18 protein-coding genes are annotated in these 24,513 nt (G+C 65.0%); 13 read left to right on the top strand and 5 right to left on the bottom strand.

All coding sequences use genetic code 11. The features are described 5' to 3' along the window. The first annotated feature begins 155 nt into the window (after positions 1–155). The 9 genes from rpsB (at position 156) to E3T46_RS14490 (ending at position 7,055) form a co-directional block, all read left to right on the top strand. Entirely contained in the window at positions 156–1,100 is a 945-nt protein-coding gene (rpsB, locus tag E3T46_RS14530; RefSeq protein WP_134579093.1) for a 30S ribosomal protein S2, read from the top strand. A 10-nt stretch (positions 1,101–1,110) separates the two neighbouring features. Next, on the top strand, positions 1,111–1,938 hold the full coding sequence (gene tsf, locus E3T46_RS14525; RefSeq protein ID WP_134579092.1) for a translation elongation factor Ts: 828 nt from the start codon (positions 1,111–1,113) through the stop codon (positions 1,936–1,938). A gap of 122 nt (positions 1,939–2,060) precedes the next feature. Then, entirely contained in the window at positions 2,061–2,843 is a 783-nt protein-coding gene (gene pyrH, locus E3T46_RS14520; RefSeq protein WP_134579091.1) for a UMP kinase, read from the top strand. 30 nt (positions 2,844–2,873) lie between these two features. Continuing rightward, positions 2,874–3,428 (top strand): ribosome recycling factor, encoded by a 555-nt coding sequence (gene frr, locus E3T46_RS14515; RefSeq protein WP_092449207.1) that lies wholly within the window; start codon positions 2,874–2,876, stop codon positions 3,426–3,428. Positions 3,429–3,439: 11 nt separating this feature from the next. Further along, positions 3,440–4,453: a phosphatidate cytidylyltransferase gene (locus E3T46_RS14510; protein ID WP_134442791.1), complete on the top strand. Its 1,014-nt coding sequence runs from the start codon at positions 3,440–3,442 to the stop codon at positions 4,451–4,453. 46 nt (positions 4,454–4,499) lie between these two features. Beyond that, a complete protein-coding gene (locus tag E3T46_RS14505; RefSeq protein ID WP_134579090.1) occupies positions 4,500–5,231 on the top strand; it encodes a DivIVA domain-containing protein in 732 nt (243 codons plus the stop codon). A gap of 54 nt (positions 5,232–5,285) precedes the next feature. Further along, on the top strand, positions 5,286–5,945 hold the full coding sequence (locus tag E3T46_RS14500) for a lytic transglycosylase domain-containing protein (RefSeq protein WP_134579089.1): 660 nt from the start codon (positions 5,286–5,288) through the stop codon (positions 5,943–5,945). Between the two features lie 52 nt (positions 5,946–5,997). Then, positions 5,998–6,300 (top strand): hypothetical protein, encoded by a 303-nt coding sequence (locus E3T46_RS14495; protein WP_174845409.1) that lies wholly within the window; start codon positions 5,998–6,000, stop codon positions 6,298–6,300. Beyond that, positions 6,297–7,055, top strand: a complete 759-nt coding sequence (locus tag E3T46_RS14490; protein WP_134579088.1) for an alpha/beta fold hydrolase — start codon at positions 6,297–6,299, stop codon at positions 7,053–7,055. Before E3T46_RS14495 ends, E3T46_RS14490 begins: the two co-directional genes overlap by 4 nt. A gap of 14 nt (positions 7,056–7,069) precedes the next feature. Here E3T46_RS14490 and E3T46_RS14485 read toward each other — a convergent pair whose 3' ends face one another. Together E3T46_RS14485 and E3T46_RS14480 are read right to left on the bottom strand one after the other, a co-directional pair. Beyond that, positions 7,070–8,119, bottom strand: a complete 1,050-nt coding sequence (locus E3T46_RS14485) for an AI-2E family transporter (protein WP_134470195.1) — start codon at positions 8,117–8,119, stop codon at positions 7,070–7,072. 23 nt (positions 8,120–8,142) lie between these two features. Beyond that, the gene (locus tag E3T46_RS14480) at positions 8,143–9,750 is read right to left on the bottom strand and encodes a hypothetical protein (RefSeq protein ID WP_134579087.1); all 1,608 of its coding nucleotides are present in this window, start codon (positions 9,748–9,750) and stop codon (positions 8,143–8,145) included. A gap of 244 nt (positions 9,751–9,994) precedes the next feature. Between E3T46_RS14480 and E3T46_RS14475 the strand changes: the two genes are divergently transcribed. From E3T46_RS14475 to E3T46_RS14465, 3 genes are all read left to right on the top strand, one after another. Beyond that, positions 9,995–11,821: a hypothetical protein gene (locus E3T46_RS14475; RefSeq protein ID WP_134579086.1), complete on the top strand. Its 1,827-nt coding sequence runs from the start codon at positions 9,995–9,997 to the stop codon at positions 11,819–11,821. Continuing rightward, on the top strand, positions 11,818–12,795 hold the full coding sequence (locus E3T46_RS14470) for a tetratricopeptide repeat protein (RefSeq protein WP_134579085.1): 978 nt from the start codon (positions 11,818–11,820) through the stop codon (positions 12,793–12,795). The genes E3T46_RS14475 and E3T46_RS14470 overlap by 4 nt, the downstream gene beginning before the upstream one ends. A gap of 363 nt (positions 12,796–13,158) precedes the next feature. After that, positions 13,159–15,105 (top strand): HNH endonuclease signature motif containing protein, encoded by a 1,947-nt coding sequence (locus E3T46_RS14465; protein ID WP_134579084.1) that lies wholly within the window; start codon positions 13,159–13,161, stop codon positions 15,103–15,105. Positions 15,106–15,203: 98 nt separating this feature from the next. On the opposite strand, the gene glgB is transcribed toward E3T46_RS14465, so the two are convergent. Both glgB and E3T46_RS14455 read right to left on the bottom strand, forming a co-directional pair. Continuing rightward, positions 15,204–17,543 carry a 1,4-alpha-glucan branching protein GlgB gene (gene glgB, locus E3T46_RS14460; RefSeq protein WP_134579083.1) on the bottom strand — a complete coding sequence of 780 codons (2,340 nt, stop codon included), beginning with the start codon at positions 17,541–17,543 and terminating at the stop codon, positions 15,204–15,206. After that, positions 17,540–19,534 (bottom strand): alpha-1,4-glucan--maltose-1-phosphate maltosyltransferase, encoded by a 1,995-nt coding sequence (locus E3T46_RS14455; protein WP_277870979.1) that lies wholly within the window; start codon positions 19,532–19,534, stop codon positions 17,540–17,542. Before E3T46_RS14455 ends, glgB begins: the two co-directional genes overlap by 4 nt. Positions 19,535–19,752: 218 nt before the next feature. Here E3T46_RS14455 and glgP point away from each other — a divergent pair, with 218 nt between their 5' ends. Beyond that, positions 19,753–22,320 (top strand): alpha-glucan family phosphorylase, encoded by a 2,568-nt coding sequence (gene glgP / locus E3T46_RS14450; RefSeq protein ID WP_134579081.1) that lies wholly within the window; start codon positions 19,753–19,755, stop codon positions 22,318–22,320. A gap of 63 nt (positions 22,321–22,383) precedes the next feature. Here glgP and glgX read toward each other — a convergent pair whose 3' ends face one another. Next, positions 22,384–24,462 carry a glycogen debranching protein GlgX gene (gene glgX / locus E3T46_RS14445; protein ID WP_134579080.1) on the bottom strand — a complete coding sequence of 693 codons (2,079 nt, stop codon included), beginning with the start codon at positions 24,460–24,462 and terminating at the stop codon, positions 22,384–22,386. Positions 24,463–24,513: the final 51 nt, after the last annotated feature.

The raw sequence follows: 24,513 nt of genomic DNA, 5'->3' as shown, positions 1-24,513 counted from the left end.
CATGTCCAATCGGTCCCGTACAGCCAGATTCATGCACAGCGAATCTTGCAGGTACAGGGCGGACATGTGCCGGGTACCAGGAGCGATGATCGACCGATCATCGCACAAACCGATTGGTGTGCGTGCAAGCGCGCATCAGAACAGGAGTACGGCACATGGCCGTCGTAACAATTCGCCAGCTGCTTGACAGCGGTGTGCACTTCGGGCACCAGACCCGCCGTTGGAACCCGAAGATGAAGCGCTTCATCTTCACCGAGCGTTCCGGCATCTACATCATCGACCTGCAGCAGTCGCTCGGGTTCGTTGACAAGGCCTATGACTTCGTCAAGGAGACGGTTGCCCACGGCGGCACCATCCTCTTCGTTGGCACCAAGAAGCAGGCCCAGGAATCCATTTCAGAGCAGGCGCAGCGCGTAGGTCAGCCCTACGTCAACCAGCGCTGGCTCGGTGGACTCCTCACCAACTTCCAGACCGTTTCCAAGCGTCTGGCCCGCATGAAAGAACTCGAAGAGCTCGACTTCGAAGACACCGCCAAGAGCGGTTTCACGAAGAAGGAAATGCTCATCAAGAAGCGCGAACTCGTCAAGCTGCACAAGAGCCTCGGCGGAATCCGCAACCTCACGAAGACCCCGTCTGCGCTGTGGGTTGTTGACACCAACAAGGAGCACCTCGCTATTGACGAGGCGCGCAAGCTCGGCATCCCCGTCATCGCCATCCTCGACACCAACTGCGACCCCGACGACGTGCAGTACCCGATCCCGGGCAACGACGACGCCATCCGCTCCGTTGGCCTGCTGACCCGCATTATCGCGGACGCAGCAGCCGAGGGCCTGATCCAGCGCCACGCCAAGCCGGAGGCCGAAGTTGAGCCCCTCGCCGCGTGGGAAGCTGAACTGCTTCAGGCCTCCGACGCCGAAACCACCCCCGCGCAGTCCTCTGCCGAGACCGAGAAGGTTGCCGACGCTACCGTCGCCGCCGACGAGGCCGTCGTTGCAGAGCCCTCCGTCACCATCGCCGACGCTGTCGCCGACTCCGACGTTGCCGCCGTACTGGCTGCCGTCGCCGATGAGCCGACCGTTGTTGCCGAAGAAACCAAGTAAGGAACCCGGTATGGCAAACTTCACACTCGAAAACGTCAAGGCTCTCCGCGAGAACCTCGGCACCGGAATGGTCGACACCAAGAACGCCCTCGTTGAAGCCGACGGCGACATGGAGAAGGCCATCGAGATCCTGCGTCTCAAGGGTGCAAAAGGCAACGCCAAGCGCGCTGACCGTTCCACCTCTGAGGGACTCGTCGCTGCCAAGGAAATCGGCACGACCGCATACATGATCGAACTCGCCTGCGAGACCGACTTCGTCGCCAAGGGTGACAAGTTCGTCGTTCTGGCCGACAAGGTGCTCGACGCGATCGCCGCCGCTGGCGCGACCACGGTTGAGGCTGGACTGGCCGCGACGGCCGGCACCCAGACCGTTGCCGAGCTCATCGACGGCGAAGCGGCCATCATCGGCGAGAAGTTCGAACTTCGCCGTGTTGCCGCCGTCACCGGCGAATCGTTCTCGATCTACCTGCACAAGACCAGCAAGGACCTGCCCCCGCAGGTCGGCGTTGTTCTCGGCTTCTCTGGAGCCGACGTGGAGACCGCTCGCAGCGTCGCCCAGCACATCTCGTTCGCCAACCCCGAGTACCTCGCGGCCAGCGATGTTCCTGCTGACCTGGTGGAGACCGAGCGCAAGATCGTCACCGAGATCTCGAAGAACGAGGGCAAGCCGGAAGCGGCACTGCCCAAGATCGTTGAGGGACGCGTCAAGGCGTACCTCAAGCAGGTCGCCCTGCTCGAACAGGACTACGCCAAGGACAACAAGGTGTCCGTCGCGAAGGTCCTCGACGATGCAAAACTGACCGTGTCGGGCTTCGCCCGGTTCAAGGTCGGCGCCTAACAACAAATGACGGAGGTCGGATTGCGAAAGCGATCCGGCCTCCGTTTTTGTGTGTGCCCCCTGGGGTACGCGCACGCTCTTGGTAGTTTGGTAACACCCCACTTCGGAAGGCCCCGCACGACATGACTGACACGGCCAGCACGCACACCCATAACAGCCCGGCCAGTACTTTTTCTGTACCGGTCAGGCCCACCGCTATCGTCAAGAAACGACGAGTGCTTCTGAAATTGTCGGGTGAGGCTTTTGGCGGCGGCGCCGTCGGAGTCAACCCGGATGTCGTCAGCTCGCTGGCCCGTGAAATCGCCGAGGGTGCCAAGCAGGTCGAGGTCGCCATCGTCGTAGGCGGCGGCAACTTCTTCCGCGGCGCAGAGCTCTCCCAGCGCGGCATGGACCGTGGCCGCGCCGACTATATGGGCATGCTCGGCACAGTCATGAACGCACTGGCCCTGCAGGACTTCCTGGAGCAGGCCGGCGCTGAAACCCGGGTGCAGTCCGCGATCTCGATGACTCAGGTCGCTGAGCAGTACATTCCGCGCCGCGCCGAGCGTCACCTCGAAAAGGGCCGCGTCGTCATCTTCGGCGCCGGCGCCGGCCTGCCCTACTTTTCCACCGACACCGTCGCTGCCCAGCGCGCCCTTGAAATCGACGCTGACGTCGTGCTCGTGGCAAAAAACGGTGTCGACGGCGTTTATTCTGACGACCCACGCACCAACCCCGATGCGCAGAAGATCCACCACATCACCTACCTCGAGGCGCTGCAGCGCGGGCTCAAGGTGGTCGACTCCACCGCTTTCAGCCTGTGCATGGACAACCACATGCCGATGCAGGTCTTCGGCATGGCCCCGGAAGGCAACGTCACCGCCGCCATTCTGGGCACCGATCTGGGCACGCGCGTCTCCAACTAGAATTATTCCACCACCAATAAAGGAGTCACCGTGATCGCGGATGTTCTTTCCGACGCCACTGCGCGCATGAACCGGGCCCTCGAGGCCGCCAAAGATGATTTTGGAACCGTGCGTACTGGGCGTGCCAACCCGCAGATGTTCGCGAAAATCCTGGTGAGCTACTACGGCACCATGACCCCGCTGGAGCAGCTTGCTTCCCTGCAGAACCAGGAAGCCCGCACCATGCTGATCGGCCCGTATGACAAGGCGGCCCTGCGCGACATCGAGATCGCCATTCGCGACACTCCGAACCTGGGCGCCAACGTCGGCAACGACGGCACCACCATTCGTGCGACCCTCCCAGAGCTCACCACGGAACGCCGCAAGGAATTCGTGAAAATCGTCAAGGCCAAAGCAGAGGATGCCCGCATCTCGGTGCGAAACATCCGTCGCAAGGCCAAGGATGAGCTCGACGCCCTCAAGAGCGAGGTCGGCGACGACGAGGTCGGTCGGGCCGAGAAAGAGCTGGAGCTGATCACCAAGAGCCACGTGGACGGCATTGATGACGCGTTCAAGCGCAAGGAAGCCGAACTCCTCGAGATCTAGGGAGCCTTTAGATGACCGAGAAACCCGGGAACGACCAGCCGCCGAGGCGCGGTCACGGTGTCAGTCGTGCCGAGTTTCGGGCGCAAGTGAAGACGACGCGGGCCGATTTTGAACGTCAGGTGCAAACTACCAAGGCTGATTTCGAGCGGCAGGTGCAGGCGACGCGTGCCCAGCTCGATGCCACCAACGAGCGCATTGAAGCCCGTACCGGGCGCAACCTCATTCTCGCGATACTGATCGGGCTCGTGCTCGGCGGTTCGATGCTGGTCAGCCTCATCATCGTCAAGCAATTGTTCATGATCTTCGCGGTCGTGATCGTCGCCTTCTGTGCGTTCGAGCTGGCCCAGGCGCTGCGGCACGCCGGACGCAACGTTCCGCGTATCCCGGTCGTCATCTCTGCTGTCGCGATCGTCCCGGCCGCGTTCTACGGCGAGGCGACCGGCCAGTGGCTCGTGATGCTCGGCGGGATCGTGCTGATCGCCCTGTGGCGGCTGGCGCTTCTGGTGATTCCGTCCCATCGCGCCCCGGCCCGGTCCATTGTCGGCGACGTGGGCGGCGGCATCCTGATTCAGGTCTATGTCGTGTTCCTGGCGAGCTTTGCCGTGCTGCTCGTCGCCCAGCCCGAGGGGCAGTGGTGGGCGCTCGCCTTCCTGATCCTGGTTATTTCCGCCGATACCGGGGCCTACGTCAGCGGGCTCAATTTTGGCAAGCATCCGATGGCACCCTCGATCAGCCCCAAGAAAACCTGGGAAGGCTTTATCGGTGCCGGCCTGATCTGCATGATCGCCGGCGTTCTGCTGTCCATCTTTATGCTGGATCAGGAGTGGTGGTTCGGGCTGGTCTTCGGCGTCGTGATTCTGCTCACGGCGACGTTCGGCGATCTGGCCGAATCGCTGATCAAACGCGACCTCGGTATCAAGGACATGAGCTCCTGGCTGCCCGGGCACGGCGGTTTTCTGGACCGGCTGGACTCGATCCTCCCGTCGGCTGCCGCGGCCTACGCCCTCTACCTGGTCTTTGCGTGAGCCGAACCGATTCGCCCCCCGTCAGCACAACCGAGACAATGAGGCTATGAGCACCATATTTCCCCGAGTGGCCAAGAAAACTCTCGGTTACAACGTGAGTCAGGTCGATGCCTTTCTGGCCGCGGCCCGACGCGCCTACGATCGGCACGACCTGACCGACAATGAAACGGATGCCGACACCGGCGTCGTCGAGTCCGGCTTCGAATCAGTGGACGAGGTCGCCGTCCGCAATGGCGCTGACCGCCACGGAAGCCCGGCATCGGGCACCGGCCCGAAGGTGACCGAGGCCATCCACGCCATCGTCGCGGACAAGGCAGCCGCGGAAGCCGAGCGTACCGGCGCGACCTTGACGGCCGAAGCCATTCGACACACCGCCTTCGCCATGCACAAGGGCGGATATTCGCCGGAACATGTCGACGCTGCACTGGAGCGACTCGAGGACGCCTTTGCCGCCCGGGAACGCGATCACGCCTCGCGCACCGGGGGAGAGCAGGCCTGGATGGTCGGCGCCGAGAAGACCGCCACGGTACTTGTTGCCCGCCTCAGCCGTGCGCCCGGTCACCGATTCACCCGTACCAGTGTGCTCGCGGTCGGCTACAAACGGGTCGATGTCGATCGGTTCGCAAACAAACTGGTGAAGTATTTTCTGGACGGTCGTGAGCTCACCGTCGACGAAGTACGAACCGCCGTTTTTCGCCCTGAACGGGGCGGATACCGCGAAGCCCAGGTCGACCTGGTGCTCGACAGCGTCGTCGACGTGATGCTGTCGGTACGTTGATTTGGTGACCGTTATCTGGCCGTTACCAAAGATGTGGGCTAGGGTCATCTAGTAATGGGTAGGCATCTGCAACTAATCGAATCCGTCCCGGCCAAGGCGCGGCCGCCGGTTCGTCGAACTCGGCGTCGAGCCAAGCCGACTCACTTTCTGTTCGGATTCACCGCCGCCTTCGCGTTCGTGCTCGTGACCGTCGTCGATCCCTACTCGGGTGCCACTGCATCCCCCTACTTTCAACTCGCCGGCAGCGCCACCGACGAGGGGCCGGCCCAGGCCGTGCTCGTTGCCGGCAGCTACACCAATACCATCACTCGCGACGGCTTCACCGTCACCGAGAAGCCCAAACCGGTTCCGGTGGTCGTCGCCGTGGAAAAGAAGCGAAGCGTCACCGCCCCGTCCGCCGCAGTGCCGGATCCCGGTTCGGCTCAGGCCTACGCCTACGACGCTGTCGCGGGTCGCGGCTGGGGCGAAGACCAATACAACTGCCTGGTCTCGCTGTGGCAGAAGGAATCACGCTGGCGTGTGAACGCCGAGAACAGTTCGAGCGGAGCCTACGGCATCCCGCAGGCGCTTCCCGGCTCCAAAATGGCCACGGCCGGTGACGACTGGGCGACTAACGCCGGAACCCAGATCGAATGGGGCCTCAGCTATATCACCGGCCGCTACGGCACTCCGTGCGGTGCCTGGGCCAAGTCCCAGGCTTCCGGCTGGTATTAGCGCTTACCCTTCTGATTTACGGCGTCGTCGGGCAGCGACCTAGACTGTTGTGATGGCGCGCAGCAATCGACCCCGAGGGCGCAAGAGCGCTCCGCGAGACGATGGCGAAGGCGCTGACCTGAACGACCTGCTGGCGGGCTGGCGCCGCAGCGAGGTGCGCCGCGACGGACTGTGGCATGTTCAACCGGTGCCGGCCAAGCAGGCCGCGAAGACCTATCTGTGTCCCGGCTGCACCCTCGACATCGTGCCCGGTACGGCGCACATGGTCGCCTGGCGCGGCGACGGAGTGCTCGGCGATGCGGCCGACCTGGCCAACCGGCGGCACTGGCACACTCACTGTTGGAGAATCAAATGACCGAGGAGACGTCCGTGACCCTGCCGGTCGGCATTCGTGGCAGCATCAAACTGCCCGCCAGCATCGAGCACATTGAACTGAAAACCAGCGATGGCCTCACCCTGGTGGGGGAGTTGGCGACCCCGATCGGGCGTACGCCGGTGGCGACGCTCGTGACGCTGCATCCGCTGCCCACGGCCGGTGGATTCATGGACTCGCACATTCTGCGCAAGGCGGCCAACCGCCTGCCGGCGATGGCCGATCTGGCCGTACTGCGCTTCAACACCCGCGGGACCTCGTCGCCGCGCGGCACCAGTGGCGGTGACTTCGGGGAGGGCATCACCGAACGCGCCGACGTGGCCGCGGCGATGGCCTTCGTCGCCGAACGCCAGTTGCCCAATCCGTGGCTGGTCGGCTGGTCCTTCGGCACTGAGCTCGCCCTCAAGTACGGGCTGGAGCACCCGATCCGCGGCGCTATTCTGCTGTCGCCGCCGCTGCACCGCACGACGAAGGCCGAACTGGCCGCGTGGGCTGGGAATGAGCGGCAGCTGGTCGCGGTCATTCCCGAATTCGACGATTACCTGCGACCGGATGCCGCTCGCTTGCGGTTCGCGAGTGTGCCCAGCCTTCGGTTCGTCGCCGTCGAGGGCGGCAAACACCTCTGGGTCGGCGAAAACCTGACCCGGCGGGTTCTCACCGAGATCGTCGCCACCGTCAACCCCGCCGCGCTGCCACTACCCATCGAATGGACGGACGGCCTGCGCGACCCGTCCTAAGCCGGTTGTAGCAGCTAGAGCTCGTTCTGGCGGGGGATGACGACCTGCTTGACGATCATGATGACCGACGCGGCGACTGGGATGGCGATCAGCGCGCCGAGAATGCCGAGCAGGCTGCCGCCGGCCAGTGCCGCAATCACCACGACAGCGCCCGGAACCGACACGGCGCGGCTCATGATGTTGGGGCTGAGAACGTATGCTTCCACCTGCATATAGATGAGGTAGTAGATGGCGGCGGCCAGCGCGGTCTGGGGTGAGCTGCCGATCTCGGGAATCAAACAGGTCAGCACGATGATGACCGACCCCGAGATGGTACCGACGAGCGGAACGAGCGAGAGCAGAAAAGCGATGAAGGCGAGCAACGCCGGGAACGGTGCGCCGATGATCGAGAGAAAGATGAAGCTCAGCACGCCGTTCACCGAGGCGAGCGCGGCCTGTCCCACGATGTAGCGGCCGACGGCCGTGGTGATCTGCTCACTGATATCGGTGAACCGCTCCCGCTTCGACGCGGGAACCAGCTGGTAGGTGGCGCGCTTCATGCTGTTGAGGGAGGCGGTGAAGTACAGCGTGAGAATAAGAATGATGAGGGCACCGAACAGGCCACCGACGAACGCGAGTCCGGACTGAACGATCGTGGTGGTGATGTTGGTGAGGTTGCCGCCCACAGAGTCGGTGACGGTCTTGGTGATCCCCGTGATGTCGAGGCCGGGAAACTGCTCCTGGAGATCACTCAGAAACGTAGAACTGTTCACCGCCTTGACCAAATCCGGAATGAGCTGGGCCAGCTTGGAGACCTGGTCGACGATGATCGGAGCGATTGCGAAAACGACGCCGGTGAGCACACCGAGCACGGCGGCGACCACGGTGAGAATCGCGGCCCAGCGGGGAAATCGCTTCTTCTCCAGCCAGGAGACGGCCGGATCGAGACCAAGCGCAATAAATAGCGCGGCTCCCACGTAGATGATGATCGTCTGCAGGGTGATCACCGAGGTGATGATCAAAAGGCCGAGGCCTACGCCCAGGGTGCCGACGAGTCCGAACCGAAACGCATTCTGAATTTTCACGGGTCGTCTCCAGGAGTAGGGAATTACTCGGCTGCGACCCGTTCTGCCTGGGTCAAAACGCTGCGCAGACTTTCAAAGTACCCTGCTACGGCATCGCGCTCAATTCTAATCTGCGCCATGCGATCTTCCGCGTCAGCGACCAGGGCACGCGACCGTGTCGTCGCATCCTCGACGAGTGCCGAAGCGCTGGTCTGGGCGTCGTGCAGAATGCGCGCGGCAGTCTCGTCGGCGTGGTCCTTGTTGGCCTTGGCCTCCGCCCGGGCTCCTGTGTCCAGCTGCTCGTTGAGCGCACGCAGTTCGAGCGTACGTTCAGTTGTCTCGGCGAGCTGCCCGGCGGCATCAGTCTGGAATTTCTGCGCCAGTGCCACCGCCTCCTGGTGCGAGGTGAGGTGTTCCTGCTCTGCTTCGTCGCGGCGGGCTTTCAGCTCGACATCGAAGTCGGCTCGGGCCTGGTCGATTTCTCTGGCCAGCTGGGCGGCCTCGTGCTGGCCGGTCTTCCGGGTCGCGGCGAGCTCGGTTTGTACGTCGATGCGGGCCTGCTCGGCCTCGGCCTCCGCCTCGAGGCGGGCTTGCTGGTTATCCCTGGTCAGGTCGGCGCCGGCCTGTTCCACGTCGGCGGCCAGGGCGGCACGTGCCTGCTCGATCTCGCGATCGGCCGTGACGCGCTTGCGCTCGAGGTCGCGGGCGAGGTCAGTCTGGGCCTGCGCGCTTTCGACCTCGGCGACTGCGCGGGCCTGCTCGATCTCGCGGGCCACGTCGATGCGGCCCTGTTCCACCTCGGCGGCGAGCAGGGTGCGTGCCTGCTCGGCTTCGTGAGCGCGGCTCAGTCGGGCTTCTTCGGTGTCGCGTGCGAGATCCACACGAGCCTGGTCGGTTTCGGCAGCCAGCGTCACGCGGGCCTGGTCGGTTTCCTGTTTGAGGGTCGCGCGCTGCTGGTCGAGTTCCAGCGCTACTTCGGCGCGAATAAGTTCCGTTTCGCGCGTCAGGCCGGCCGCTTCTTCGCGAGCCTCGGTGGCCTCACGCTGCGCGACGACGCGCACCTCGGCGGCTTCGCGATCCGCTTCAGAGCGGATGGCTGACACCTCACGTTTCACTGTGGCTCGGGCCTCGGCCGCCTCGGTGGCGACAGAGCCGCGAATCAGCGAGGCGTCCCGGGCAGCGTCCTGCATGACCCTCGCCTGCTCGTCCTGGGTACGTGCGCGCAAATCATCCGTTTCAATGCGAGCATCGTCGAGCAGTCGGCGAGCTTTGACGGCGGCGTCGGAAAGGGTGCGCTCGGCCTGCTCAGTGGAATTCCGTCGCAGCTGCTCGACCTCGTCGCTGGTCGTGGCGCGCAGTTTCTCCGCGTCGATATCGGCCTGGGCGATGACGCGGGTGGACTGTTCCTCCGCGACGCGAAGGGTGTTTTCCAACTTCGTGCCCAGACCGGAGAACGTGGGACTGCCGACCTCTTCGATCTCGGCGGTGAGGTCATCGATGCGGGCGGCCAATCGTTTGACCTCGCGGCCGGCCTCAGCATTTTGGGTATTGGCCTGGATGAGTTGTCGGCGCAGGGATTGAACAGCCTTGGCGACCTCATCCTTGTCATAGCCACGAAATACCTGGGTGAAATCGGCGTCGTCGTCAGACACTTGTACTCCTTACACGCGGGGCCCGGCCCCTCAATGGATCGTGCATTACGGGGCACCCGGTCAATTTTAGTGTGTTGGTGCCCCGTACGGTACGCGCCGGCTGCCGAATGGAGGCTGGACGGCTATTAGGCTCCTTTCAGGCGAACGGAGTAACGTTGAAAATCGTGTCTGAGGCGTTTCAGTCATGTGGTTCAGCCAAAGTGACTGAACAGTACCAACCAGCTCAATTGCTGAAGGGTGATACGTGCGTTTTGTTCTAGCCATCGTGGCATTCGTGCTTGCCGCCGTGATGATCGTGCTCGGCATCGCGCAGCGAACTATCCTGCTCGAACCAGCCTTCAGCTCACTAACCTCGACCGCCACCGGCGAGACTTTGTACACCGTGATCGACCCGAGCGCCCTCGCGGCCTCCCCGGGGAGCCAGACGATCAACGTACGCGGCGAGGGACCCATCTTTTTGGCCTACGGGCGCTCCGAAGACGTGGCCGCCTGGATCGGTGATGACGCCTATGCCACCGTGGCACTGAGCGAAAAAACGGGCGAACTGACCTCCACTGTCACGGCTGCCGTCGAACCCGACACGGACGACGACAGCTCGGATGAGCCGGTTGCCGCCGATGCTGCCGAGCCCCTGATCGTCAATCCGGCCGGTTCCGACCTGTGGCTCGAGGAGGTCAGTGACACGGATTCGTTGACGACCACGCAGACCCTCCCGGAGGGTATCTCGGTGCTCGTTGCTTCGGACGGGGTCGAACCGGCGCCCGCGAACATCCGTTTGTCGTGGGCATCGGATAATTCCACCCCGTGGGCCGGCCCGCTGCTTGCCGGCGGCGCCCTGTTGCTGCTGTTCGGACTCGTGTTGTACCTGCTGGCCCTGTTGCACCTGCGCCGGTCCCGGCGACCGCGCCGCAACGTTCCGCGCGGACCGCGCCTGCCGCGGCTGCCGCGCGCACCCCGGCCGAAGGCCATCAAGGCCAGTCAGATCACCTCGTCGCGCCGCGGTATCGCCCGTCGCACAGCGATCCTGCCGATGATTTTGGTGTCCGGTCTCGCTCTGAGCGGATGCTCGGCCGATCTCTGGCCGGATTTCAGCGCAACGACGACGGAAACGGCGACCCCGACCCCGACTCCGGTGTCTACCGACTCGGTTGAAGCGGCCGCCGAGCTGGCACCACCGGCCGTCACAGTCCCGCAGCTTGAAATCATCATGGGCGAGATTTCGCTCCTGACAGCGGATGCCGATGCGACCCTCAACGCGGACACTCTCGCGACCCGGTTCACCGGACCCGCGCTGGAACAGCGCCTGGCCAACTACGCGATTCGGGCGGTCGACGCGACAGTGCCGCCACTGCTGGCCTTGCCGGGAGCCCCACTCACCTTCACGCTGCCGCAGCAGACGAATTCCTGGCCGCGAGTGGTGATGACGGTGATTCAGAACGAAACGGATGCCGAGATTCCACCGACCGCAATTATTCTGCAGCAGGAATCACCGCGGGCGAATTACCTCATCGAGTACGCCTTCCAGCTTGAGCCGGCTGCGCGAGTGCCCGAAGTTGCTCCGGCCCTGATCGGGGCGCCGGCGATCGCGCCCGACAACAAACTCCTGCTCTTGCCGCCGAACGAATTGGCCGCGGCCTACGCCGATGTGCTCCTGCAGGGCGCTGCGAGCCCGTCCGTCAACCTGTTCGAAGACGAAGTGGATGCCTTCCGCGCCCAGTTTGACGCCAGTCGCGCCGACCGGCAGGCGACCCTGCCCGCCACCGCATCGATCGAATTCGGCACGGCGGCGGGGGACGGCAGCACTGTCGCCCTGGCCACCAACGACTCGGGCAGCATCGTGGCGGTCAGCGTCAACGAGACCGAGATCGTCAAACCGATCAATGACGGTGCCACGGTCAGCCCGAGCGGGGCCGCCAGCAAGGCACTGTCGGGAATCTCGTCGTCGTCGAAGGGCATTCTCAACACCTACAGTGACCAGCTGTTGTTCTACGTGCCGACGGCCGGATCGAGCGAAAAAATCATCCTCCTGGGCTTTGCTCAGGGCCTCACCCAATCTGCGGAGCTTCCATGACCAACCTGCCCCCGTCCGGATCCAACCTGCGCGGAGCGGTTGACCTTTCCTCGCTCGTCAACCGTGGCCAGGCGGCAGCGCCCGCGACACCCGGTGCCGCGGCGGCACCAGCGGCTGCTGGCGCGCCCGCCGGTGTCGTGCCGGTGCCGAGCCTCGTGCTCGACGGCACCGACGCGAACTTCGGTGAGCTGCTCGAGCTGTCCTCGCGCGTTCCGGTTATCGTCGGTCTTTGGGCCTCGCGGAGCGAACCGTCCACGGCGCTGATGACCGTGCTGGAGAAGCTGATCACCGATCTGGCCGGCCGGTTCGTACTGGCCCGCGTCGACATCGACGCCAACCCCCAACTCGCCCAGGCGTTTCAGGCCCAGTCGGTGCCCACGGTCGCCGCCGTCATTACCGGCCAGCCGGTACAGCTGTTCAACGGCCCGCTGGCCGAGGAGCAGATCAGCGACGTGCTCGGCCGCGTGCTCGAACTCGCTGCCCAGCAGGGCGTGACCGGCACGGCCGAGGCGCCGGCCGCCGCCGCAGACGGAGAACCGGCCGAGGTCGTCGAAGAGCCCCTGCCGCCGCACCACCTCGAGGCCTATGCCGCGATCGAGGCCGGCGATTATGCGACCGCGCAGAGCGAATACCGCACGGCGATCGCCCAGAACCCGAATGACACCATGGCCGTCGCCGGCCTTGCCCAGGTCAGCCTGCTGGCCCGCCTGCAGGGCAAAACGATCGACCAGATTCGGAACGGTGCCGCTTCTTCTCCCGACGATCTCGACGCGCAGCTGCTGGTTGCCGACCTCGACCTGTCCGGTGGGCACATCGAGGACGCCTTCGACCGACTGCTGAGCCTGTTTCCGGCCCAGCCAGCTCCCGGCCGCAACGCTATTCGCGAGCGCATCCTCGAACTGTTCGAGGTCATCGGCCAGGACGACCCCCGGGTCCCGCCGACTCGCTCTCGGCTGACCGCCCTGCTCTACTAGCGTCCTGCGGCGGAAGCCTGTCGTTTCACGGATTCGGGGACCTGGTTCAGATTAAGGACCTGAGGTTCGCCGCGACTGCTGCACGAATGGATGCCGCCGCCGACGTATGAGTCGGAGGCGCCGGTCACCTGCTGCGCGAAGCAGGTGACCGGCTGCCGGTCGGAAGCGTCGAAACCGTCTCTAACCAAGGCGGGTGGCCTGCGAAACCGGCCATCCCCGTTGGTCGAGCCTACCGAGACCCCCATGGACTGGCCTGAGCCGGTCTCGACAACGCGCGCTCTGCCCGAATGCATCTTCGCACAGATATCCAAACATATCTGAGAATCTCTCGACTTAGGCCTCGGTTTTTGGTACACTTCTTCTATGAGCCAGAGCGGCGATACTCCCCAGCCGGGCCGTGTCGATCCGTTCTTCGCGGCTCACGGCTACCCGCCGTCCACGCTCGAAGAGCGTGCCGAGTTCGAGGTGTTCTGGGCGCAGTGCCAGGCCGATTGGCGGTGTGAAATTGCCGAGGGGCTCGGAGAATTCGCCCCGTATGAGGTCACCGACCCGGTCGATCTGGAACCGGTCAGCCCGGCACCGGTCAGCCCGACACCAGTGAGTCTGGCGGCTGACCGCCCGGAGTTGATTGACGGCCCGACCATTCCGGTCGGCTTGGACCTGACCGAGGTGTTCGCTGCGGTGCCGCCCGAGAACCTCTTCGATGAGGACCTCCGCGAAGAGTTCCTCTATACGAACTACCTCGCGGACAATTTTCTCCCGGTCGATTTCATCCCGGACGGATGCACCACTGACGGATGCACCGCTGACGAGCGTCACACTGACCCTGCCGACGCTGACCGTGCCGAGGCTGACCCGGCTGAGGCTGACCCGGACCAACCCGGCCTGGCCCCTGGTAGTCCCGCGGACGTGCTGAGTCCGTTCCAGCGCAGGCAGGCGCAATTCGTCGACCGAGTGATCTACCTCGAGAAGGTCATCGCTTGGGCGCAGGCGAGTAAGGCTGAGGTCTTGACGGAGGCGTGGGAGTACACCACTAACAGTGCTGAGACCGGTCGTCCGCAGGCCGGTCCGCAGCATGAGCATGACTGGGATGCGACCTTCGCGGCTCAGCAGGGCCTGGTCGCCGAAATGGCCTGTGCGCTGCGCATCCCCGCCGGCACTGCCTCCGGCCTGTTGCACCAGAGCCGGGTGCTGGTCGAATCCCGGCCCGAGACCCTGACCGCGCTCCGCACCGGGGAGATCTCCCTGCGGCATGCCCAGCGGCTGCTCGACCAGCTCGACTCCGTCCCGCAGCCCGCCCGCGCCGAGTTAGAGGCGGTGCTGCTGCCGCACGCGAAACGCCTCACTCCGGCGCAGTTCGACGGAAAGGCCCGCAAACTGCGGGAGCGGTTCCACCCCGACAGCATCACCGTTCGCCGCACCCGGTGTCTGGCCGACCGCAAGGTGCAGTTCTTCCCCGACCAGGACGGCATGGCCACCCTCTGGCTGCGCGCGGCCGGGGATGACGTGCAGAGTATCTATACCCGGGTCACCGATGCTGCGATCAGTCTGCAGGGCCCCGATGAGCCCCGCACCCTCAGCCAGTTGCGCGCCGATGTCGCCATTGACCTGCTCCAGCAGGGCGTCACCGGCACAGGTCTCGGCGCTGGCCTCACCGCGAACGTCAACATCACCGTCCCGGTCCTGACCCTGATGGGTCTGAGCGAGGAACCCGGCGAGCTCGAAGGGTACGGCCCGATCGATCCGGAGACGGCCCGCCGGCTGGCTGGGACCGCGACGAGTTTCCTCCGCGTCCTGACCCACCCGCACACCGGCATCGTCCTCGACGTCAGCTCCACCCCGTTCCGCGTGCCCGCGGCGCTGAAGAAATACCTGCGCCTACGCGATGGAACCTGCCGTTTCCCCGGCTGCAACCGCTCCGCCGGCCACTCCGACCTTGACCACACCATAGATAAACAATTCGGCGGCCCCACCACCGCCACCAACCTCCACTTCCTCTCGCCCGCCCACCACAACCTCAAGCACTTCTCCGACTGGAAAGCCGTCGCCGATCCCGACGGCACCGTCCACTGGACCAGCCCCGCCGGCAAACACTACGCCACCGACCCCGCCACCCGCATCAACCCAACGCGACAACAACAGGCAGCGCCACAGGCAGCAGCGCCACCCGAACCGCCCGCCCCACCACCGCCGGACTCGCCTGCACCGCTGCCGCCAGCCGAACCGATCAGCGATCCGTGGAATGGCGACTGGAACGGCAGCTGGAACACCGCGCGGGACACCGACCCCACCGAGCCCCCACCGTTCTAGGGTCGACGGACAGGCTGAACACCACCGATTCTCAATGAATGCTGCGTCGCCAGATTGCTGTCGTTGGGCGCAGCCCCCCGCAATGGAGGGTCGGGGAGTTAGCGGCGGAGGCGCAGCCAAAGACCGGCCAGGGGCGGCAGGGTCAGGGTCGCGGAGGCGGGGCGACCGGCCCAGGGCTCGTTGTAGGCCTCGACGCTGCCTTGGTTACCCACCCCGGAACCACCGAAGTCGCCGGCATCCGTGTTGAGAATCTCCTCCCACGCTCCGGCGAATGGCAGCCCCACCCGGTAGTCCGTGTGCGGCTGCCCGGCGAAGTTGAAGAAGCACGCGACCGGAACGCCGTGGTTGTCCCAGCGCAGGAACGACACGATATTTTGGCTGGCGGCACCGCCGTCGAGCAACTCAAAACCACCCGGGTCGTTGTCGCGGCTCCACAGACTCGGGTTGTCGCGGTAGACCCGGTTGAGCTGACCGACCAGGTTGAACAGGCCGCGGTGCGCCGGCTGGTCGAGCATCCACCAGTCCAGGCCGCGCTCCTCGCTCCACTCCGACCGCTGTCCGAACTCGCTTCCCATGAACAACAGCTGCTTGCCCGGGTGCGCCCACATGAACGAGAGGTAGGCGCGCACGTTGGCAAGCTGCTGCCAGGAGTCGCCGGGCATCTTCGACACCAGGGCGCCCTTGCCGTGGACGACCTCGTCATGGCTGATCGGCAGCAGAAAATTCTCGCTGAACGCGTAGATGAACGAGAACGTGATGTCGCTGTGGTGGTACGAGCGGTACATCGGGTCGACCTGCATGTACTCGAGCGAGTCGTGCATCCAGCCCATGTTCCACTTGAACCCGAAGCCGAGCCCGCCGCCGCTGGTCGGCGCCGTGACCCCGCCCCAGTTGGTGGATTCCTCAGCGATCATGATGGTGCCGGGGTTGCGTTTGTAGGCGGTAGCGGTGATCTCCTGCAGCAGGCTGATGGCCTCGAGGTTCTCGTTGCCGCCATACTGGTTCGGCTCCCACTGGCCGTCTTCGCGCGAATAGTCGAGGTAGAGCATCGAGGCGACCGCGTCGACGCGCAGGGCATCAATATGGAATTCCTCGAGCCAGTACAGGGCATTAGCGACGAGGAAGTTGCGCACCTGCATCTGACCGAAGTCGAAGATGTACGTTCCCCAGTCCAGCTGTTCACCGCGGCGCGGGTCCGGGTGCTCATACAGGGCCTGGCCGTCGAAGCGGGCGAGGGCGAAGTCGTCCTTCGGAAAGTGGCCGGGCACCCAGTCCATGATCACGCCGATGCCGGCCTGGTGCAGTCGGTCGATCAGGTAGCGCAGGTCGTCTGGCGAGCCGAACCGGCTGGTCGGCGCGTAATAGCCGCTGACCTGATAGCCCCACGATCCGCCAAACGGATGCTCAGCCAGGGGCATGAATTCCACGTGCGTGAAGCTGAGTTCGTTCAGGTACCCGACCAGCTCGTCGGCGAGTTCCCGGTAACCGAGCCCGGGTCGCCAGGAGCCTACGTGCATCTCGTAGATGCTCATGGCCTGGTTGTGCGGATCGGTGGCGCTACGGTTGGTGAGCCATTCGGTATCCGCCCATTCGTAGGTGGAAGCGGTGACGACCGACGCCGTCTGCGGTGGAACTTCGGCGAGGCGGGCCATCGGGTCGGCCTTATCGATCCAGGCGCCGGACTGCGTGAGCAGCTGGAACTTGTAGTTGGTGCCGAGCGCCAGACCCGGAATGAACAGTTCCCACACGCCGGTGCTGCCCATGTTGCGCATGGCGTGGGTAGAGCCGCTCCACCCGTTGAAGTCACCGATGACCCGCGCGGCCTGCGCGTGCGGCGCCCAGACGGCAAACGAGGTACCGGTCGAACTGGCCGTGACGCCCTGGTGCTGACGGTGGTGTGCTCCCAGCACGTCCCATAGACGTTCGTGGCGGCCCTCGCCGATCAGGTGCAGGTCGAGTTCGCCGAGGGTAGGAATGAAGCGGTAGGGGTCGTCGCAGATCCACGGTGGCGCTGACTCATAGCGGGCTTCGATCGTATAGTCGCTGAGCCCGACGGTGCTTTCGCCCTGCCAGATGCCGTGCGCGAGGTGGGCCAGCTCAACGTGCGACCCGTTGGCGAGAATCGCGAACACCTCGGTGGCAAGCGGACGCAGCGCCCGGATGGAGACGCGTGGGTCGGACACGCCGGTCTGGTGGGCGAGGTGCTGGCCGAGGATTTCGTGCGGGTTGTAGTACCGGCCGGCGGCGACGGCCTCGAGCACGTGCTCGGGTATGGTCGCGGGTTCGATCGGGGCCGAGTTCTTCTGGACTGTGCTGGGCCCGGATTTCGGGGACTGTGCCTTCTTGCCGTCGATTTTCTTTGCCTGACCCTTCGTATCCGTGGACTCGTGCTTCTGGTGTTTCTTGTGTTTCTTGTTTTTATCTTTGTGACCGCTCATGCTGGGGCCGAAGTGTGCGGTGTGACGTGCAGAATATGCACCGGCTCTGTGAAGGCGTCGAGTCGCACGAAGTTGTCGGCCGCCCAGGTCCAGGTGGCTCCGGAGACCAGATCGTGCACGTCGAAGTTGTCACCGCGGACAATGCCGAACCGGGTGACGTCGAGGTGCACGATCGTTTCGCGCACGGAGTGCGGGTCGACGTTGGCGACGATGATGAGAGCATCCGCTTGGCCGGTGCCGGTGAACGCGGCGTCGAGGTACTTGCTGTAGACCAGAATCGAGTCGTCGTCACTGGCGTGGATGTCGAGGTTGCGCAGTTGCGCCAGCGCCGGATGCTCGGCCCGAATGCGGTTGAGCAGGGTGAGGTAGGGCGCGAGGGACTTGCCGAGCTCCTCGGCCTTGCTCCAGTCGCGCGGCCGATACTCGTACTTCTCGTTGTCGATGCTCTCTTCGGCGCCGGGCCGGGCGACGTTCTCGAACAGGTCGAAACCCGCGTAGACGCCCCAGCTAGGCGCTGCCGTAGCGGCGAGGGCCGCACGAATCTTGAACGCGGCCGGGCCGCCGAACTGCAGGTACTCGGTGAGAATATCCGGCGTGTTCACAAACAGGTTGGGGCGCAGAAAATCGGCCGTGTCGTTGGCGAGGCCATCGAAGAATTCCTCGAGCTCAGTCTTCGTGTTGCGCCAGGTGAAGTAGGTGTACGACTGCTGGAAGCCGACCTTGCCGAGCGCCTGCATGAGCGCCGGGCGGGTGAACGCCTCGGCCAGGAACACCACGTCGGGGTCGGTCTGATTGACTTCGGCGATCAGCCACTCCCAGAAGTCCAGCGGCTTGGTGTGGGGGTTATCGACCCGAAAGATGCGCACGCCGAGGCTGATCCAGTAGCGGAGCAGGCGCAGCGCCTCGAGCCGGATGCCGGCCGGATCGTTATCGAAATTGATCGGGTAGATGTCCTGGTATTTTTTCGGCGGGTTCTCGGCGTAGGCGATGGAGCCGTCGGGCAGGGTCGTGAACCACTCCGGGTGCTGCTGCACCCAGGGGTGGTCGGGGGAAGCCTGCAGGGCAAAGTCGAGGGCGATCTCAATGCCAAGGTCCGCCGCTTTTTTCAGAAAGGACTTGAAGTCGGCGACGGTGCCGAGGTCGGGGTGGATGGCATCGTGGCCGCCGTCGGCCGAGCCGATCGCCCACGGCGAGCCAGGATCACCGGGGGCGACTGTGAGTGAGTTGTTTGGACCCTTGCGGAAGGCCTGCCCGATCGGGTGGATCGGCGGCAGATACAGCACGTTGAACCCCATCGCCGCGACGGCGGGCAGGCGTTTCGCGGCGGTGGGGAACGTTCCGCTCTTCCAGCTGCCATCTTTTTGCCGAACGGCGCCCTCCGAGCGCGGGAAGAACTCGTACCACGAGCCCACTCCAGCCCTGGCGCGTTCGACGATGATGGTGCGTTCGGCCGAGAGCGAGGCCAGCCCGGCGAGGGGGTGAGCGGCGATGGCTTGCCGCAGCGCGGCATCCGCGACCGCGAGTAGTCGTGCGGCGGCCGGCTTGCTGGTGTCGGCGAGGGCGGTCGCTGCGGCCTGAAACAGGCGGCGGGCCGCGAGCGGGCGATTCTGGTCGATGCCGGCCTGCTGCAGCAGCGCGTCGCCGATGCTGAACATGAGTTCCACGTCGATGCCGGCCGGAACCTTGATCTGCGCGTTGTGTTCCCAGGTGGCGAACTCGTCGGCATAAGCACGCACCCGATACCGCCAGTGGCCGGCGACGCCGAGGAGCACCTGCACGCCGTAGCGGTCGGTCCCCTCGCCCTGCAGCAGCATGGGATGCCGGGTTTCGCTGCCGTCGGGCGCCGTGAGCTGCAGGTCGACGCCGATCAGGTCGTGGCCCTCACGAAAAGCGGTCGCGCCAAATGGGACGACCTCGCCGGCGAAGGCGCGGGCCGGCCATTGGTTGTCGTTCAGCTGAGGCGAGAGGTCGAGAACGGGGATACGGCCAATGGCTGCGCCGGAGGCACCGCTAGCCTCCTGCGGAGACGCACCGGCCGTGGCGCTGCTCGATGCTGTCGGCAGGGTCGTCTTTTTTGCTGCTGTCTTGGCCACAGAATGACCGTAGCGTGAAAGCGTGGCAATCATGCTCGCCTCGCGCCAGCCTCGCCCGCGGGACGCGAACATTCGGCGTTACGTGTTCGTCATCTGGCACCCCTAAGGTTGACCTCGTGAAGGCCATCCGCAAATTTACCGTCCGTGCCGTCCTGCCTCAGCCCCTCGCGGCGCTGGAGGAGCTTGCCGGCAATCTTCGCTGGTCGTGGCACGAGCCCACCCGCCAGCTGTTCGAGCGCATCGCCCCCGAGCTCTGGCGCGAGATCGGCACCGACCCGGTCGCCCTGCTCGGCGCCGTCGACCCGCACCGTCTCGACGATCTCGCCCAGGACCACGATTATGTGGCCGAGGTCAACTCCGCCCGAGACGCCCTGCGCGACTATCTGGAGCAGCCGCGCTGGTATCAGAGCCTCGACGGCGAGAAGCCCGCCGCGATCGCGTATTTCTCACCGGAATTCGGTATCGCCGCCGCGCTGCCGCAGTACTCCGGAGGCCTGGGTATTCTGGCCGGCGACCACCTCAAGAGCGCCTCCGACCTCGGCCTGCCACTCGTCGGCGTTGGCCTGTTCTACCGCGCCGGCTACTTCAGCCAGGCCATCTCGCCGGACGGCTGGCAGATGGAAAGCTACCCGCTGCTCGACCCCGACGGGCTGCCGCTCTCCGTGTTGCGTCGAGCCGACGGCTCTGCAGTGCAGGTCTCGCTCGCCCTACCGGATGACCGAACCCTGCATGCCCGGGTCTGGCAGGCCAAGGTCGGTCGGGTGCGCCTGCTGCTGCTCGACGCCGACATTCCCGAAAACGCCGACGACCTGCGCCTGGTCACCGACCGGCTCTACGGCGGCGGCGGCGAACACCGCCTGTTGCAGGAGCTGCTGCTCGGCATCGGCGGCGCACGCGCTGTCAAACTGTGGAGCTCGCTGCACGGTCTGCCCGAACCCGAAGTGTTCCACACCAATGAGGGCCACGCCGGTTTTCTCGGTCTGGAGCGCATCTCGAGCCTGATCGGCGAGGGCCTGAGCTTTCAGGAAGCCCTGCAGGTGGCCCGCGCCGGAACCGTCTTCACCACCCATACCCCGGTCGCCGCCGGCATCGATCGGTTTGAACGCTCCCTGGTTCGCCGCTATTTCGGCACCGACCTGCTGCCTGGCGTTGACGTCGAGGACCTGCTCGCTCTCGGGGCCGAAAGCTACGCCGGCGGTTCCTCCGACGTGTTCAACATGGCCATTATGGGCCTGCGCCTGGGCCAGCACGCCAACGGCGTGTCGACCCTGCACGGGGAGGTCAGCCGCCGCATGTTCAACGGCCTCTGGCCCGGTTTTGATTCAGCGGATGTCCCGATCACGTCGATCACGAACGGCGTGCACGCTCCGAGCTGGACAGACCCGGCGCTCAAGAGCCTCGCGCTGAATAAACTCGGCACCAGTGACACGTCAACGGCCAACTGGGCCTCCGGCGAGGTTTCGGACCAGGATCTCTGGTCGGTGCGCGGTCAGATGCGCCTGCAGTTCGTCGAGGATGCCCGCCGGCGCCTGCTGAATGCCTGGCGCGACCAGAACCCGGGGGGCATCGCCCCGGCCTGGATCGGCCGGGTCTTCGACCCGAACGTGCTGACCATCGGATTCGCCCGCCGCGTGCCCACCTACAAGCGCCTGACCCTGATGATGCACGACCCCGAGCGCTTGCGTGCCCTGCTGCTGCACCCGGAGCATCCGATTCAGATCGTGATTGCCGGCAAATCGCACCCCGCCGATGAGGAAGGCAAACGGCTGATCCAGAAGATCGTGCAGTTCGCCGCCGACCCGGCGCTGCGGAGCCGCATCGCATTTCTGCCGGACTACAACATTGCGATGGCCCAGTTGATGTATCCGGGAACGGATGTCTGGCTCAACAATCCGCTCCGCCCGCTCGAAGCCTGCGGCACGAGCGGCATGAAGGCCGCGCTGAACGGCGCGCTCAACCTGTCGATCCTTGACGGTTGGTGGCCGGAATATTACGACGGCAAGAACGGCTGGGCGATTCCCTCGGCCGATTCCGCCGGGGATTCCGCTGAACGTGACCGGCTCGAGGCCGAAGCGCTCTACGAGCTGATCGAGCACCAGGTCGCGCCGATGTTCTACGAGCGTAACGCCGACGACGTGCCCGAACGCTGGGTCTCCAACATTCGGCACACACTGTCCACGCTGTCACCGCAGCTGTCGGCGGATCGGATGGTGAGCGAGTACGTGCAGCGCCTGTACCGTCCGGCCGGTCATTTTGAGACGCTGATGTCGGCCAACAACTACCGGGCCGCCCGCGAACTGGCTGCCTGGAAGGGCAAGATCGTCTCCGCCTGGCCCCAGGTTGCCGTGACCCACGTCGAATCCGGCGGGGTCTCCTCGGTGCCCGAAGTCGGCGACGACCTTCACCTGCGGGCGCACGTGCAGCTGAACGGGCTGTCCGCCGACGATGTGACCGTCGAAGTCGTCTACGGCAAGAGCCTCGGTACCGACGAACTGCGCGATGTCGCGATTCAGGCGCTCGCTCCGGCTTCGCTGAAGGAAGCACCGGCCGGCGGAGCGACCCTGTTCACCGGAACGGTCGAACTCGACCGGGCCGGAACCTTCGGTTACACCGTTCGGGTCGTGCCCAAGAACGCGCTGCTGATTAGCCCGGCCGAGATGGGTCTGGTCGCCGTCGCGAACTAGCGGTTGCGGCCGGCCGACCGGTTCACGCCGACCGGTTCACGCCGGCCGGCTCATGCTGGTCGGTCAGGGGCGCGAGGTGCTGCGCGGAACGAACGCGCCGTGCGCCCGCATCAGCTGCATCGAGGCCCCCGGCACGAACAGGCGAGCGCCCGGCGCATGCTCGATGACCGAATCGCGCAGGTCGTCGTGACTGGAATCCCAGAGCAGCGTGTAGGCATCCACTCCCTCGTGTTTGGGCAGGGTGACGGTCTCATCCTGCTCGCGCGCGTTCACCACGAGCAGGATGCGGTTGAAGGCTTCGTGCTCCGGTGTGGACGCCGCCATGTACTGCAGGGTGCGTTCGGTGGGGGAATTCCAGGCGTCACCCTGCAGCGCGTCACCGGCGATGTTGTACCAGTCCAGTTGGCTGGCACTCGGGGTGGTCTCGCCGAACCGGCCGAAGTGCACCGGCCGTAATGCCGGGTTCTCCCGGCGCAGCTGCAGCAGCCGCCGGGTGACTCGGTGCAGGTCCTGCTGCCAGTCGTCGAAGTCCCAGTTGAGCCAGGTCAGCTCGCTGTCCTGGCAGTAGGCGTTATTGTTGCCGCGCTGGCTGCGACCGAATTCGTCACCGGCCGTGAGCATCGGAATTCCGGCCGACAACAGCAGCGTGCCGAGCAGATTACGCATGGCCTTGCGCCTTGTGGCCAGAATCGCCACGTCGCGGGTCGGGCCCTCGACGCCGTGGTTGTACGAGCTGTTGTTGTCGGTTCCGTCGCGGTTCGACTCGCCGTTGCCGAGGTTGTGCTTGCTGTTGTACGCGGTCAGGTCGGCGAGCGTGAACCCGTCGTGTGCGGTGATGAAATTGAGCGAGGCGAGTGGGCCGCGCTCTTTGGAGAAGGTGTTCGACGAACCGGCGACGCGGGTCGCGAAGCGTCCGATGCCGCTGCCGGCCGAGCCGGTCAGGCGCAGGCTCTGCATGTCGGACAGCCAGAAGTCGCGCATGCGGTCGCGGTAGCGGTCGTTCCATTCGGTCCAGCCGGGCGGAAAATTGCCGGTCTGCCAGCCGCCCTGGCCGACATCCCAGGGTTCGGCGATGAGCTTCACCCCGGCCAGCTCCGGATCGTCACGAATATCGCGCAGCAGCGGATGCTCCTGGTCGTAGACGACGCCGGCGTCACGCCCGAGGGTCGCGGCCAGGTCAAAGCGAAAACCATCGATCTGCACCTCGTTCGCCCAGTAGCGCAGCGAATCGAGTACGAGCCGCTTGGGCACATCATGGCTGAAGTTGACCGTATTGCCGCAGCCGGTCACGTCGATGTAGGCACCGGAATCGTCCTGGCGGTAATAGGCGGCGTTGTCGATGCCGCGCAGGCTGGTCACCGGGCCATTGCGTCCCTCCTCGGCGGTGTGGTTGTAGACCACATCGAGGATGACCTCGAGCCCGGCCTCGTGCAGCAGCTTGACCATGCCCTTGAACTCCCGCAGCACGGCTTCCGGACCGGCCGACTGAGCGGCCTGGGTGGCATAATCGGCGTGCGGCGAGAAGAAATTGAGGGTGTTGTAGCCCCAATAGTTGATCAGGCCCTGCTTGATCAGGCGCTGCTCCGACACGAAGGCCTGCACCGGCAACAGCTCGATCGCGGTCACTCCGAGATCTTTCAGGTATCGGATGGTCGATTCATGGGCCAGACCTGCGTAGGTTCCGCGCAGGGCGGCCGGAACGAGCGGGTTGAGCCGGCTGATCCCACGCACGTGCGCTTCGTAGACGACGGTGTGATCGAGCAGCGTCGCCGGTTTGGTGGCACCGTTCCAATCGAACGCGTCATCGACGACCGAGGACTGCCACAGCCCGGCACCGACCCGAACCAAACCACGGGAATACGGCTCGATCAGGGTTTTCTCCGGGTGAAAGGAGTTATTGGGGTTCGCCGGACCCGAGACGCGGATGCCGTAGCGCTGCCCCGGCGACAGGGTGCGCGATTTACCGGACCAGACGCCGTGCACGTCCTTGGTCATCGGCACGCTCTTGATGATCCAGTTGGGATCGGTGTCGTCAAACAGACACAGGTCCATGGCGTCGGCGTGTTCGGCCCAGACGCGCAGTTCACCACCGGAGCTGGTGAGTCGCACGCCGAGATTACGCAGGGGGTCGGCGGAGCTCATGAGTTCAAGAGTAAGCCGTGATCAGCACCGGCCTCCGCCCATCTGTAAAAT

It is taken from the genome of Cryobacterium sp. Hh11, assembly GCF_004404045.1.
Taxonomy (GTDB): domain Bacteria; phylum Actinomycetota; class Actinomycetes; order Actinomycetales; family Microbacteriaceae; genus Cryobacterium; species Cryobacterium levicorallinum.
This window is presented reverse-complemented; position numbering and strand designations above follow the sequence as displayed.

Bases quoted from the DNA above. Each gene is read 5' to 3' on its own strand.
- rpsB (WP_134579093.1), top strand. From the start codon at position 156: ATGGCCGTCGTAACAATTCGCCAGCTGCTTGACAGCGGTGTGCACTTC.
- tsf (WP_134579092.1), top strand. From the start codon at position 1,111: ATGGCAAACTTCACACTCGAAAACGTCAAGGCTCTCCGCGAGAACCTC.
- pyrH (WP_134579091.1), top strand. From the start codon at position 2,061: ATGACTGACACGGCCAGCACGCACACCCATAACAGCCCGGCCAGTACT.
- E3T46_RS14510 (WP_134442791.1), top strand. From the start codon at position 3,440: ATGACCGAGAAACCCGGGAACGACCAGCCGCCGAGGCGCGGTCACGGT.
- E3T46_RS14505 (WP_134579090.1), top strand. From the start codon at position 4,500: ATGAGCACCATATTTCCCCGAGTGGCCAAGAAAACTCTCGGTTACAAC.
- E3T46_RS14500 (WP_134579089.1), top strand. From the start codon at position 5,286: ATGGGTAGGCATCTGCAACTAATCGAATCCGTCCCGGCCAAGGCGCGG.
- E3T46_RS14495 (WP_174845409.1), top strand. From the start codon at position 5,998: ATGGCGCGCAGCAATCGACCCCGAGGGCGCAAGAGCGCTCCGCGAGAC.
- E3T46_RS14490 (WP_134579088.1), top strand. From the start codon at position 6,297: ATGACCGAGGAGACGTCCGTGACCCTGCCGGTCGGCATTCGTGGCAGC.
- E3T46_RS14470 (WP_134579085.1), top strand. From the start codon at position 11,818: ATGACCAACCTGCCCCCGTCCGGATCCAACCTGCGCGGAGCGGTTGAC.
- E3T46_RS14465 (WP_134579084.1), top strand. From the start codon at position 13,159: ATGAGCCAGAGCGGCGATACTCCCCAGCCGGGCCGTGTCGATCCGTTC.
- glgB (WP_134579083.1), bottom strand. From the start codon at position 17,543: ATGAGCGGTCACAAAGATAAAAACAAGAAACACAAGAAACACCAGAAG.
- glgX (WP_134579080.1), bottom strand. From the start codon at position 24,462: ATGAGCTCCGCCGACCCCCTGCGTAATCTCGGCGTGCGACTCACCAGC.